Annotated in this window: 14 protein-coding genes; 5 read left to right on the top strand and 9 right to left on the bottom strand. The window is 55.8% G+C overall.

The genetic code is table 11. The features are described from left to right. Positions 1–21: 21 nt before the first annotated feature. Entirely contained in the window at positions 22–2,412 is a 2,391-nt protein-coding gene (locus OOJ60_RS14360) for a glucose/quinate/shikimate family membrane-bound PQQ-dependent dehydrogenase (protein ID WP_205612762.1), read from the bottom strand. A 205-nt stretch (positions 2,413–2,617) separates the two neighbouring features. On the opposite strand from OOJ60_RS14360, the gene hpt reads away from it, so the two are divergent. Then, positions 2,618–3,154, top strand: a complete 537-nt coding sequence (gene hpt, locus OOJ60_RS14355; protein WP_042289964.1) for a hypoxanthine phosphoribosyltransferase — start codon at positions 2,618–2,620, stop codon at positions 3,152–3,154. A 41-nt stretch (positions 3,155–3,195) separates the two neighbouring features. On the opposite strand, the gene can is transcribed toward hpt, so the two are convergent. Further along, the gene (gene can, locus OOJ60_RS14350; RefSeq protein ID WP_042289961.1) at positions 3,196–3,858 is read right to left on the bottom strand and encodes a carbonate dehydratase; all 663 of its coding nucleotides are present in this window, start codon (positions 3,856–3,858) and stop codon (positions 3,196–3,198) included. Between the two features lie 108 nt (positions 3,859–3,966). Here can and OOJ60_RS14345 point away from each other — a divergent pair, with 108 nt between their 5' ends. The 4 genes from OOJ60_RS14345 (at position 3,967) to OOJ60_RS14330 (ending at position 7,518) form a co-directional block, all read left to right on the top strand. Then, positions 3,967–4,893, top strand: coding sequence for an ABC transporter ATP-binding protein (locus OOJ60_RS14345; RefSeq protein WP_042289958.1), 927 nt, complete (start codon positions 3,967–3,969; stop codon positions 4,891–4,893). Then, the gene (locus OOJ60_RS14340) at positions 4,890–5,660 is read left to right on the top strand and encodes an ABC transporter permease (RefSeq protein WP_042289957.1); all 771 of its coding nucleotides are present in this window, start codon (positions 4,890–4,892) and stop codon (positions 5,658–5,660) included. Before OOJ60_RS14345 ends, OOJ60_RS14340 begins: the two co-directional genes overlap by 4 nt. 105 nt (positions 5,661–5,765) lie before the next feature. After that, the gene (locus tag OOJ60_RS14335; RefSeq protein WP_042289954.1) at positions 5,766–6,206 is read left to right on the top strand and encodes a PTS sugar transporter subunit IIA; all 441 of its coding nucleotides are present in this window, start codon (positions 5,766–5,768) and stop codon (positions 6,204–6,206) included. A gap of 85 nt (positions 6,207–6,291) precedes the next feature. Further along, a complete protein-coding gene (locus OOJ60_RS14330) occupies positions 6,292–7,518 on the top strand; it encodes a polysaccharide deacetylase family protein (protein WP_205612761.1) in 1,227 nt (408 codons plus the stop codon). A 3-nt stretch (positions 7,519–7,521) separates the two neighbouring features. Here the strand turns inward: OOJ60_RS14330 and panD are convergent, their stop codons facing one another. From panD to dksA, 7 genes are all read right to left on the bottom strand, one after another. Next, entirely contained in the window at positions 7,522–7,902 is a 381-nt protein-coding gene (gene panD / locus OOJ60_RS14325; protein ID WP_042289947.1) for an aspartate 1-decarboxylase, read from the bottom strand. A gap of 151 nt (positions 7,903–8,053) precedes the next feature. After that, positions 8,054–8,908 (bottom strand): pantoate--beta-alanine ligase, encoded by an 855-nt coding sequence (panC, locus tag OOJ60_RS14320; protein ID WP_205612760.1) that lies wholly within the window; start codon positions 8,906–8,908, stop codon positions 8,054–8,056. Between the two features lie 11 nt (positions 8,909–8,919). Beyond that, a complete protein-coding gene (gene panB / locus OOJ60_RS14315) occupies positions 8,920–9,711 on the bottom strand; it encodes a 3-methyl-2-oxobutanoate hydroxymethyltransferase (protein WP_060570017.1) in 792 nt (263 codons plus the stop codon). A 118-nt stretch (positions 9,712–9,829) separates the two neighbouring features. Then, the gene (folK, locus tag OOJ60_RS14310; RefSeq protein ID WP_205612759.1) at positions 9,830–10,309 is read right to left on the bottom strand and encodes a 2-amino-4-hydroxy-6-hydroxymethyldihydropteridine diphosphokinase; all 480 of its coding nucleotides are present in this window, start codon (positions 10,307–10,309) and stop codon (positions 9,830–9,832) included. Continuing rightward, positions 10,306–11,703 (bottom strand): polynucleotide adenylyltransferase PcnB, encoded by a 1,398-nt coding sequence (gene pcnB / locus OOJ60_RS14305; RefSeq protein WP_205612825.1) that lies wholly within the window; start codon positions 11,701–11,703, stop codon positions 10,306–10,308. The genes folK and pcnB overlap by 4 nt, the downstream gene beginning before the upstream one ends. Before the next feature lie 105 nt (positions 11,704–11,808). Then, positions 11,809–12,705 (bottom strand): tRNA glutamyl-Q(34) synthetase GluQRS, encoded by an 897-nt coding sequence (gene gluQRS, locus OOJ60_RS14300; RefSeq protein WP_205612758.1) that lies wholly within the window; start codon positions 12,703–12,705, stop codon positions 11,809–11,811. Positions 12,706–12,770: 65 nt separating this feature from the next. Next, the gene (gene dksA / locus OOJ60_RS14295; protein WP_003829221.1) at positions 12,771–13,226 is read right to left on the bottom strand and encodes an RNA polymerase-binding protein DksA; all 456 of its coding nucleotides are present in this window, start codon (positions 13,224–13,226) and stop codon (positions 12,771–12,773) included. Positions 13,227–13,229 lie beyond the last annotated feature (3 nt).

Below are 13,229 nucleotides of genomic sequence, written 5' to 3'. Positions count from 1 at the left end.
GGCCTTACCCGGGCATAAGCGTTACTTCTCGCCGTCCGGTAGGGCATACGCGACAATATAGTCGCCCATCTTCGTACCAAACGAACCGTGACCCCCGGCGGAAATCACCACGTATTGCTTACCGTTGACCTCATAGGTCATCGGCGTCGCCTGGCCCCCTGCGGGCAGACGACCCTGCCACAGTTTTTCCCCGTTGCTCATGTTATAAGCACGCAGGTAGTTATCGGCAGTGGCGGCAATAAACAGCACGTTACCGGCGGTTGAGATGGGGCCGCCGAGCATCGGCATTCCCATATTAAAGGGAACCGGAACCGGCATCGGGAACGGCATACTGTCCTGCGGCGTACCAATGCGTTTCTTCCAGACGATTTCGTTGGTTTTCAGATCCAGCGCTGAGATATACCCCCAGGCCGGTTGCTTACACGGCAGACCAAACGGTGACAGGAACGGATTCAGCGTCACGCCATAGGGCACACCGTACTGCGGCTGAATACCCGACTCGGTGCCGGTGCCTTTGGCGTCTTTCGGCTGCTCCATCGGGTTACCCGGACCACGCGGGATCAGCTTCGAAACGAACGGCAGCGCCATCGGGTTGGCAATCGCCACCTGACGGTTGGGATCGACGGAGATACCGCCCCATTCGAACATCCCGAGGTTACCCGGGAACACCAGCGTACCCTGCTCAGATGGCGGGGTGAAGATACCTTCATAGCGCAACTGGTGGAACATCACGCGGCACACCAACTGGTCGAACATGGTGGCGCCCCACATATCCGCACCGGTCAAATCTTTCGTCGGACGGAAGCTCAGCTCGGAGAACGGCTGGGTTTTGGTGACGTAGTCGCCTTTTGCGGCGCCCTGCGGTACCGGGGTTTCCGGCGCCGGGACGACCAGCTTGCCGTTACGACGGTCAAGGACAAAAATGTTGCCGGTTTTCGCCGGGGCGTAGACAACAGGCACGGTCTGGCCGTTGACGGTAATATCCGCCAGCGTCGGTTGAGCGGGCAGGTCCATATCCCACAGATCGTGGTGAACGGTCTGATAGCTCCACGCGAGCTTACCGGTAGTGGCATTCAGCGCCAGAACGGAGCTGGCGTAGCGTTCCTGCTCCGGCGTACGGTGGCCGCCCCAGATATCCGGCGTGGAGACGCCCATCGGCAGATAAACCAGGTCCAGCTTCGCATCATAGGCCGCAGGCGCCCACGAGTTCGGTGAGTTAAAGGTGAAGGTGTGCTCATCCGAAGGAATGGCATTTGGATCTTTCGCACCTGGATCGAACGCCCACAGCAGTTTACCGTTGTTAACGTCGAAACCGCGGATCACTCCGGACGTTTCGCGGGTGGAGAAGTTATCGGTGACCGACCCGGCAATCACAATCGTTTTATCGGTAATGATTGGCGGCGAGGTCGGTTCGTACAGACCCGGCGTTTGATCCGGCATATTGGTTTGCAGGTTCAGCACGCCTTTGTTGGCAAAGGTTTCGCACAGCTTGCCGTTTTCCGCGTTCAGCGCAATCAGACGTCCATCGTTTACCGGCAGGATGATGCGGCGCGGACAGTCGGCAATCACTTCCGGAGAGGCTGTGTCGGCCTTCGCTTCATGGTAGGAGACGCCGCGGCAGGTGACGTGCTGGAAAGACTCGTTCGGTTTCAGTTCCGGGTCGTAATGCCATTTCTCTTTCCCCGTCGCCGCATCCAGCGCGAACAGTCGCTGGTGGGCGGTGCACAGATACAGCGTGTCACCCACTTTGATAGGCGTGACTTCGTTAGTCAGTTCGCCCGGATCGTCCGGCTGCTTCAGGTCGCCGGTACGAAACACCCACGCTTCCTTCAGCTTGTGAACGTTATCGGCGTTAATCTGCTTCAGCGGTGAATAGCGCTGGCCTTCCTGGTTGCGCCCGTAGGCAGGCCAGTCACCGTCAGCCACCGGCGAGATAGGTTCGGCTGGCGTCGACTCGGCGCTGAGCGTGCCGTCAATTTCCTGCGGATCGTTGAAACCCGCCCAGGTCAGGATCCCGCCGCTGATCAGCAGGGCGACCAGCAGGGCGGCGACCGCGCCGCCGGAAGGAATTATCAGGCGACGCCAGACAAAAGGTAAAATCAGCCAGATGCCGAAGAAGACAAGAATGTCGCTGCGCGGCGTCAGCGCCCAGAAGTCGAAGCCGACTTCCCATACGCCCCAGATCAGAGTGGCGAGCAGCAGAGAGGCATACAGCCACAGCGCGGAGCGCTTGCTGCGCCAGAGCAGCCAGGCGACGCCCAGCATCGCCAGACCGGCGATCGGGTAGTACCAGGAGCCGCCGATAGCGACCAGCCAGCCGCCGCCGATCAGTAAATACAGCCCGCAGAGCGCGGCAAAGAGGGCCGTTAGCGTCACGAGAAGCCGTGGCGAACGTGCATTGTTTTCAGCCATAAAAAGACACCATCTCAATTTGTTAAATTTTTAATAGCAATTAATTATAGGATTTAACATGTGTGATCGTCATCACAAAATGAGCTTTATCAACAGATGCCGCGAATAAATACTTTTACTGGTATACTGCGTGCCTTGCATTTCGATGCCGGTTCATCTGGAGCAGGCATTGAGTGATTTGTTTTTAAATCATATGGTTAGAGATATGAAACATACTGTAGAAGTCATGATCCCTGAAGCGGAGATCAAAGCGCGTATTGCCGAACTGGGTCGTCAGATTACTGAACGTTATAAAGACAGCGGCAGTGAAATGGTGCTGGTGGGTCTGCTGCGGGGGTCATTCATGTTTATGGCGGACCTGTGCCGTGAAGTGCAGGTATCTCATGAAGTCGATTTTATGACCGCCTCCAGCTACGGTAGCGGCATGTCTACTACCCGAGACGTGAAAATCCTCAAAGACCTGGACGAAGATATTCGCGGCAAAGACGTGCTGATTGTGGAAGATATTATTGATTCCGGGAATACGCTGTCGAAAGTGCGTGAGATCCTGGGGCTGCGCGAACCGAAATCGCTGGCGATCTGCACTCTGCTGGATAAACCCTCCCGTCGTGAAGTGAACGTGCCGGTGGAATTTATCGGTTTTTCGATTCCGGATGAGTTCGTGGTGGGCTACGGCATTGATTACGCGCAGCGTTATCGCCATCTGCCATATGTCGGTAAAGTGGTTCTGCTGGACGAGTAAGCGAAGACATGCCGGATGGCGTTGCCGCCCGGCATGGTCAATTAGCGGTGATTGATGTGTTTCTTACTGAGGTTAGACACGCCCTGACGATACCGCTGTTCCAGCGACTCGCGGTTGGTGGCCGTCACTTCCAGATCGCGCAGCAACCCGTCGTGAATACCGTACGCCCAGCCGTGAATCGTTACTTTCTGACCGCGCTTCCACGCCGACTGCATGATGGTGGAATGGCCCAGGTTGTACACCTGTTCCATTACGTTCAGCTCACACAAGGTGTCCATCCGACGCTCCTGCGGCATTTCACCGAGCAATGAGCTATGTTTGAACCAGATATCGCGGATGTGCAGCAGCCAGTTGTTGATTAAACCCAGTTCCGGGTTTTCAACCGCCGCCTGCACGCCGCCACATCCGTAGTGGCCGCAGATAATAATGTGTTCAACTTCCAGCACATCGACGGCATACTGCACCACAGAGAGGCAGTTGAGATCGGTGTGGATGACCAGGTTGGCCACATTACGGTGAACAAATAATTCGCCCGGCTCGAGTCCGGTTAAACGTTCTGCGGGAACGCGACTGTCGGAACATCCAATCCATAGAAAGCGCGGTTTCTGCGCTTGCGCCAGTTTCTCAAAAAATCCGGGATCCTCTTCCACCAGCATTTTTGACCATAGTGCATTGTTGCTGATGAGTGTATCTATGTCTTTCATGGAGGTTAACGACCTGTAACCAAATAAGTGCGTTGGGCTAATATAGGGCAACTCCGCGATTATTTAAACCACATATAAAGTGTAAGAACGTAAGGTAAGTAAAAATTTATGACCATTGCACTGGAACTTCAACAACTTAAAAAAACGTATCCGGGGGGCGTTCAGGCGCTGCGCGGTATCGATTTGCAGGTCGAAGCGGGTGATTTTTATGCGCTTCTGGGACCAAACGGGGCAGGAAAGTCGACCACCATCGGCATCATCAGTTCGCTTGTTAACAAAACGTCCGGGCGCGTTAGCGTGTTTGGCTACGATCTTGAAAAAGATATTGTCAACGCCAAACGCCAGCTGGGACTGGTGCCGCAGGAGTTTAACTTCAACCCTTTTGAGACGGTGCAGCAAATTGTCGTGAATCAGGCGGGGTACTACGGCGTCGAACGTAAAGAAGCGGTCGAGCGCAGCGAAAAGTATCTGAAACAGCTCGATTTATGGGAGAAGCGTAACGAACGCGCGCGGATGTTATCCGGCGGGATGAAGCGTCGCCTGATGATCGCCCGCGCCCTGATGCATGAGCCGAAACTGTTGATTCTTGATGAGCCAACCGCCGGGGTGGATATTGAGCTTCGCCGCTCAATGTGGGGTTTTTTGAAGGATTTAAACGACAAAGGCACCACGATCATTCTCACCACCCACTATCTGGAAGAAGCGGAAATGCTGTGCCGCAACATCGGTATTATTCAGCATGGCGAGCTGGTGGAAAACACCTCAATGAAGACTCTGTTGTCGAAGTTGAAATCCGAAACCTTCATTCTCGACCTGGCGCCGAAAAGCCCGCTGCCAAAGCTGAACGGCTATCAGTACCGGCTGGTGGATACCTCCACGCTGGAAGTGGAAGTCCTGCGCGAACAGGGGATCAACAGCGTGTTCAGCCAGCTCAGCGAGCAGGGCATTCAGGTATTGAGCATGCGTAACAAAGCGAACCGCCTTGAGGAGCTGTTTGTGTCACTGGTTCATGAAAAACAAGGAGATCGCGCATGATGCAGCTTTACTGGGTCGCGCTGAAAAGTATCTGGGCGAAAGAAATTCATCGCTTCATGCGCATCTGGGTGCAGACGCTGGTGCCGCCCGTTATCACCATGACGCTGTATTTTATTATTTTTGGTAACCTGATCGGTTCGCGAATCGGCGAAATGCATGGCTTCAGCTACATGCAGTTTATCGTGCCGGGCCTGATCATGATGGCGGTCATTACCAACGCCTACGCGAACGTTGCCTCTTCGTTCTTCAGCGCCAAGTTTCAGCGCAACATCGAAGAACTGCTAGTGGCGCCGGTGCCTACCCATGTCATCATCGCCGGGTTTGTCGGCGGCGGCGTGGCGCGTGGTTTATGCGTGGGTATTCTGGTGACGGCGATTTCGCTGTTCTTCGTGCCATTTCAGGTGCATTCGTGGGTGTTTGTCGCGCTGACGCTGGTGCTGACCGCAGTACTGTTTTCGCTGGCGGGTCTGCTTAACGCCGTGTTTGCAAAAACCTTCGACGATATCAGCCTGATCCCAACCTTCGTGCTGACGCCGCTGACCTATCTGGGCGGGGTGTTCTACTCCCTGACGCTGCTGCCGCCGTTCTGGCAGGGGCTGTCGCATCTGAACCCTATCGTCTACATGATCAGCGGCTTCCGCTACGGTTTCCTCGGCATTCACGATGTGCCGCTGGTGACCACGTTCGGTGTGCTGGTGGTGTTTATCGTCGCGTTTTATCTGCTTTGCTGGACGCTGATCCAGCGCGGTCGCGGCCTGCGTAGCTAATGGCCTCATTCCCCTCTCCGTTCGGGGAGGGGATAACATTTGACCGCTGTCATCATTCTCTATTTATCACCCTGATAAACTACTTGCCTGCTAAGGAGGCAAACAATGTTAGGCTGGGTGATTACCTGTCATGACGATAAAGCAGAGGAACTGCTGGAGCGTCTGGAAACGAAATATGGCCCACTGGCGCAATGCCGGGCGGTGAATTTCTGGCGCGGTCTGAGCGCCAACATGCTGAGCAGGATGTTGTGCGATGCGCTGCACGAAACGGATACCGGCGACGGCGTCATCTTTTTAACCGATACGTCTGGTGCTGCGCCGTATCGGGTGGCGTCACTGATGAGCCACAAACATCCCCGTTGTGAAGTCATTTCTGGCATCCATTTTCCCTTGCTGGAGCAGATGCTCCCCTTCCGCGCAACGATGAGCAGCGAGGCGTTTCGCCATCATATTGTGTCGCGTGGCGCGCCGGAGGTAACCAGTCTCTGGCATCAGCAGCAAAAGAATCCACCGTTTGTGCTGTTGCACGATCTGTATGACTGCTAGCGCCTGACGGGACAGGCGCTGGGTCATTTTGATCACTGAGATGAATTGATACAATCCTCGCGTTGTCTCTTTCCCGGTTCGTGTCATGAAAAAATACCTTCTCTTTCTGCTGCTGTGTGTCTCTACAGTCGTCAGCGCGGCGTTGCCTGCCCGTTATATGCAAACCACCGAAGATGCGGCGATCTGGGCGCAGATTGGCGACAAAATGATAACGGTGGGGAACATTCGCGCCGGGCAAATCCTTGCGGTCATCCCCGTGGCGGCTGACTATTATGAATTTTCATTTGGCTTCGGAACCGGCTTTATCGATAAAGGGCACCTGGCGCCGGTACAGGGCAAGCAGCGGGTTGAAGACAGCTTAGGCGATCTCAATAAGCCACTCAGTAACCAAAACCTGGTGACCTGGAAAGCGACGCCCGTTTACAACGCCCCGAATGTGGGCAGCGCGCCGTTTGGCGTGCTGGCGGAAAACGTACGTTATCCCGTCATCAGTAAGCTGAAGGATCGGCTTAACCAGACCTGGTATCAAATCCGCATTGGCGAGCGGCTGGCCTGGATAAGCGCGCTGGATGCCCAGGAGGACAAGGGGCTGCCGGTGCTCACTTACCACCACATTCTGCGTGATGAAGAAAACACCCGCTTTCGTCATACTTCGACAACCACCAGCGTGCGGGCATTCAGTAACCAGATGACCTGGCTGCGGGACCAGGGTTACGCCACGCTGACGATGGCGCAGCTTGAAGGGTATGTGCGCAATAAAATGAACCTGCCCGGGAAGGCGGTGGTCATTACCTTTGATGACGGTCTCAAGTCCGTCAGCCGCTATGCGTATCCGGTGTTGAAGCAGTACGGCATGAAGGCCACCGCGTTCATTATCACCTCGCGCATAAAAGGTCGACCGCAGAAGTGGGATCCACGTTCGCTACAGTTTATGAGTGTTTCCGAGCTTAACCACATCCGTGATGTTTTTGACCTTCAGTCGCATACCCACTTTTTGCATCGGGTTGATGGCTATCGTCATCCCATTCTGTTAAGCCGCAGCCACCATAATATTCTGTTTGATTTCAAACGGTCACGCCGGGCGCTGGCGCAGTTTACGCCGCAGGTGCGTTACCTTTCGTATCCGTTTGGCGGTTATAACGCGACGGCGGTTAAGGCCGCGAAAGACGCCGGATTTCATCTGGCGGTGACGACGGTAAAAGGGAAGGTTAAGCCGGGAGATAATCCGTTATTGCTGAAGCGCCTGTACATCCTGAGAACGGACTCGCTGGAGACGATGTCGCGGCTGATCAGCAATCAGCCGCAGGGGTAGATATCAGGCAACCTGAACCGGAATGGCTTTTGCGGTGCGTTTCATTTCATTGTCGCCTTCAAAGTAGGCGACATTTGGCCGCCAGCGGCGCGCTTCTTCGTCGGACATGGTGACGAAGCTGGCGATGATCACAATATCCCCCACGCTGGCGCAATGCGCCGCCGCGCCGTTGACGGAGATAATGCGCGAACCGCGCTCGGCGGCAATTGCATAGGTGGAAAAGCGTTTGCCATTCGATACATTCCAGATATCGATAGCTTCATTTTCGAGGATCCCGGCGGCATCAAGGAAATCCTGATCGATGGCGCAGGAACCTTCATAGTGCAGGTCCGCCTGAGTCACTTTCACGCGGTGGAGTTTGCCCTGCAGCATAGTGCGAATCATAACGTCTACCTTAAAATATTCGTCATCATTCAGGCTGTCCCTGTACAGGACGCCTGAGAAGATTGATGAGTATGTACTGTCGTTAACCCGGCAGGGCGCGCCCTGCCTTGAGAATTTTCTCAGGCAGTATTGCCCGATTTTTAACCCCTGTCTACTGGGTTAATGTTACCGTCTGGTTGTCAATCAGGCGCGCCTGTCCCAGCCACGCGGCCACCAGAATGACCGCCCGCTGGCTGGTTTCCGTCAGCGCAAGCAGGGTGTCGGCGTCGCGGATCTGAATATCATCGGCGCGGAAGCCTTTCTCATTCAGGGCTTTTTCCGCAAGGGCGATCATTTCATCCAGTTCGCGCTCGCCGGCCTGCAGTTTTTCACCAATCTCACACATGACCTTGTATAAACCCGGGGCGATTTTGCGCTGCTCCGCGGTCAAATAACCATTGCGTGAACTGAGGGCTAAACCGTCTTTGGCGCGAATAATCGGTACGCCGACGATTTCAATGTCGTAGCCCATATCGGCCACCATTTTGCGGATCAGCGCCAGTTGCTGAAAATCTTTTTCACCGAAACAGGCGATATCCGGCTGAACGAGGTTAAACAGCTTGCTGACGATGGTGGAAACGCCGCGGAAATGGCCCGGGCGGCTGGCGCCCTCCAGCATGGTGGAAAGACCTGGAACATCAACATACGTCTGGCCTTCGGTGCCCTGCGGGTAGATTTGATCGGCTGCCGGCGCGAAAACAAAATCGACTTTACGTTTGTTCAGCTTCTCATAGTCCTCCTGCAGCGTGCGCGGATAACGCACCAGATCGTCCGGGCGGTCGAACTGCATCGGATTAACGAAGATGCTGACCACCACGATATCGGCGCGGGCTTTCGCTTCATCAACCAGCTTCATATGACCGTCGTGCAGGTTGCCCATGGTTGGAACCAGCGCAATGCGTTTTCCTTCCTGGCGGGCTCTGCGGATATGCTGGCGCAGCAGCGGCAGGGTTTCAATTATCAACACAACAAAACTCCTTAATGGAAACTGTGTTCTTCGCCCGGATAGACGCCGGACTCCACCTCGGCAATATACTGCCGCACCGCGGCGCGCATGTCGCCTGCTTCGGTAAGGAAATTTTTGGCAAATTTCGGAATATGACCGCCGGTGATGCCGAAAGCGTCATGCATCACCAGAATCTGACCGTCAGTCACGTTGCCCGCGCCAATGCCGATCACCGGAATGGTGAGCGCGTCAGTGATGCGTTTTGCCAGTTCAACCGGCACGCATTCGAGCACCAACAACTGTGCGCCCGCGGCTTCCAGCGCCAGCGCGTCATCAAGCAGCGCTTGCCCGGCGTCACCACGCCCCTGAACCTTGTAACCGCCGAAAATATTGACCGATTGCGGCGTCAGCCCCAGGTGACCGCAGACCGGAACGGCACGCTCGGTGAGCATTTTTACGGTATCCGCCAGCCATGCGCCGCCTTCAATCTTGACCATGTTCGCCCCGGCGCGCATCACCGCCGCCGCGTTTTCAAAGGCCTGCTCCGGCGTCGCGTACGCCATAAACGGCAGGTCAGAAAGCAGCAGGCAGTTCGGTGCGCCGCGACGTACCGCGCACGTGTGATAGGCGATATCCGCAACGGTAACAGGAAGGGTGGAGTCATGGCCCTGAACGGTCATCCCCAGCGAGTCGCCCACCAGCATCACGTTGATGCCTTCGTCGGCAAATAACTTAGCGAAGCTGTAGTCGTAAGCCGTAATAGTGGCGAAGCGTTTTTTCTCCTGTTTGCACTTTTGCAACAGTGAGATAGTGGTTGGTTTCATAACATTTCCTGATGGTGAACGTCATATTTATCGGCATTCTAACAGTCACATTCAGGGGGGCAATTGTTTTAAGCAATCGATTGGCGTGAAAGCAGTAAACGCTAAAGGGGAGGGGGATTTACCCGCGGTCGGGTTTTTCTTCGCCGAGTTCGGCGAGGCGTTGTTGTAACGATTTTCCATCCGGAAACCGCAGATCGGGCGCAATCTCAAACAGCGGCCAAAGCATAAAGCCGCGGTTGTGCATATCGTAATGGGGAACAGTCAGGCGCTCGGTCTGAATGACACGATCGCCAAACAGCATAATGTCGAGATCCAACGTGCGCGGACCCCAGCGCTCGGCTTTGCGTACGCGCCCCTGCTGCAGTTCAATCCGTTGGGTATGATCGAGCAGAGTCTCCGGCGCAAGGTCGGTGTCCAGCGCGACCGCCGCGTTCAGGTAATCCGGCTGATCCTGGGGACCTAAGGGCGCAGTGCGGTAAAAAGAGGAGACGGCGACAATCCGGCTCTGCGGAATGTCGCCAATCGATTTTATGGCAGCATTAACCTGTTCCAGGGGGGAGGCCAGGTTGCTGCCAAGCGCGATATAAGCGAGGGTCACGCGGTACCCTCGCGACGCGGGGCGCGTTTGCGCGGGCGACGATTGCGGCGGCGTGGCATCGGGTCTTCATCCAGTTCGCTGAGCATGCCCTTCTGCTCTGGCGGCGCAGAGACCTGGAATTCGCCCCACCATTGTGCCAGGCGTTGCAGCTCGGCGCTTTTTTCCGCTTCGGCGCGCAGCGCCAGCAGATCGTAAGCCGCGCGGAATTTCGGATGTTCCATGAGCTTCCACGCGCGTTTTCCCTGACGGCGGGACATCCGTAGCTGAAGCTGCCAGATATCACGGGTCAGCGAGGTCAGGCGTTTTGGAATCGCCAGCGAACGGCAGGCCTCATCCAGCACGTCATTCATTGCCAGAGCGAATGCGTCGTAGTAGGCCAGGCCGCTTTCCTGGGCGATTTTCTGCGCCATCTCCAGTAACGGGTACCAGAACATGGCGGCAAACAGGAACGCCGGGTTCACCCGCATGTCGTTGTGAATACGGTTATCGGTGTTCTTCAGCACCTGGGCGATGATGCGCTCCATTGGGCTGTCGCCGTTTTCGGTGAAATAGCGGGTAATGGTCGGGAACAGCGGCTGGAACAGGCTGTATTCGCGCAGCTTAAGATAGGTCTCGTAGCCGTAGCCTGCCTGGAGCAGCTTCAGCGACTCTTCAAACAGACGGGCTGGCGGAATGTCGTTCAGCAGCGTCGCCAGACGCGGGATCGGCTCTGCGGTTTCCGGGCTGATGCGCATGTCCAGCTTGGCGGCGAAACGCACCGCGCGCAGCATCCGCACCGGATCTTCACGGTAGCGGGTTTCCGGATTGCCGATCAGACGGATGACGCCGTCCTGTAAATCCTTCATACCGCCCACGTAATCACGGACAGTAAAGTCAGCGACGCTGTAATACAGGCTGTTAATGGTAAAGTCGCGGCGCTGGGCGTCCTCTTCAATGGAGCCGAAAATATTGTCACGCAGCAGCATACCGTTTTGCCCACGTTGGGAGGTCGTGCGATCGCTCTCGCTGCCTTCGTGGTGACCGCGGAAGGTGGCGACTTCAATAATTTCCGGACCAAACATCACGTGCGCCAGACGGAATCGGCGACCGACCAGGCGACAGTTGCGGAACAGTTTGCGTACCTGATCCGGCGTCGCGTTGGTGGTCACGTCGAAATCTTTGGGTTTTTTGCCCAGCAACAGGTCGCGGACGCCGCCGCCAACCAGCCAGGCTTCATATCCCGCTTTGTTGAGCCTGTACATTACCTTCAGGGCATTTTCACTGATATCTTTGCGGGAAATAGCGTGCTGCTCGCGTGGGATGACCGTCATATGTGGACGGGCGACGGCAGTGTCTGCCTCGCTCTCCTCGCGGCTTAGCACCTTGCGGCAAAAATTAGCGACTCGGGTAAAAATAGTGCACCTCGGTAGTGTCAATCATCAATCAAATCAATTTACCCGCGGGCTTTCGGATTATGAAAATGCGAAAGACAACGAGCAAAAATAGCGGCTAATCATAGCTCAGCACGACGCGTTTGAGAATGGCGGATTTACAGATGCCGATTCCGGCACGTCTGCCAGGCGCCAGTTCTCTGTGGCGAACTGAAGAATCGCCTCCACTGGCATGGCCTGCCAGTCTGGCGCAATACGCTGTCCGAGGAAGCGCAGCGCGTCAATGAGGACAGGACGCGGGTCGCCCTGCGGCAAAGCAGGCGCATGATTTTGTTTAGACAGTTTTGCGCCCTGCGCATTCAGCGCCAGCGGCAAATGAATATAGTCGGGCACTGTCCAGCCGAACAACTGGTAGAGCGAAATTTGTCGAACCGTTGGTTCGATGAGATCGGCGCCGCGCACGATTTCCGTGACGCCCTGGAAATGGTCGTCCACTACCACCGCCAGGTTATAGGCAAACAACCCATCCCGGCGATGAATAATAAAATCTTCCTGCGCCAGCCGTTCGTCGGCCTGAATATCACCGCGCAGGCGATCGTGAAAGCGGGTGACCGGATGACGTTGCCTGATGCGTACCGCTGCCTGATCCGGCCCGTTATGCTTGTCGCGGCAGTGGCCGTCATAAATACCGCCGATGCGTTGAATGCGCGCGCGGGGGCAGGTGCAGTAATAGCTCAACCCGTGATCGCGCAGCCAGGCGAGCGCCTCGCGATACGCCTCATGGCGACGGGATTGCCAGAGTATTTCGCCATCCCAGAGCAGACCGTAATGTTCCAGCTGGCGCAGAATGGTGTCAGCGGCACCGGGAACTTCACGAGGAGGATCGATATCTTCGATGCGTACGCGCCAGATGCCGTTTTGGGCGCGCGCCTGTAAATAACTGCCGAGCGCGGCAATCAGGGAGCCAAAATGCAGTGCGCCGGAAGGGGAAGGGGCGAAGCGGCCAATATAGTGTGAGTCAGTCATCGTTACGGACAAATGAAAAGGCGGGGAAGTCCCCGCCTGGTGTAAACGTGATCAAACGGTGGGGATTAACCCGCCATCTGTTTTTCGCGAATTTCAGCCAGCGTTTTGCAGTCGATGCAGAGATCGGCTGTCGGACGCGCTTCCAGGCGACGAATACCGATTTCCACACCGCAGGATTCGCAGTAGCCGAAATCTTCATCTTCAACCTTCTTCAGCGTTTTCTCGATCTTTTTGATCAGTTTGCGCTCACGGTCACGGTTACGCAGCTCAAGGCTGAACTCTTCTTCCTGCGCGGCACGGTCTACCGGGTCAGGGAAGTTGGCAGCTTCGTCCTGCATATGAGTAACGGTGCGATCGACTTCATCCCTAAGTTGATTACGCCATGCTTCAAGAATACGCCTGAAGTGCGACAGCTGGGCTTCGTTCATATACTCTTCGCCCGGTTTCTCCTGGTACGGCTCCACCCCAGCGATGGCGAGAATACTCAGGGACGATGTTTTACGGTTTTGCCCTTCTTGCATGTT

It is taken from the genome of Citrobacter sp. R4, assembly GCF_026719175.1.
GTDB classification, from domain to species: Bacteria; Pseudomonadota; Gammaproteobacteria; order Enterobacterales; family Enterobacteriaceae; genus Citrobacter_A; species Citrobacter_A sedlakii.
This window is presented reverse-complemented; position numbering and strand designations above follow the sequence as displayed.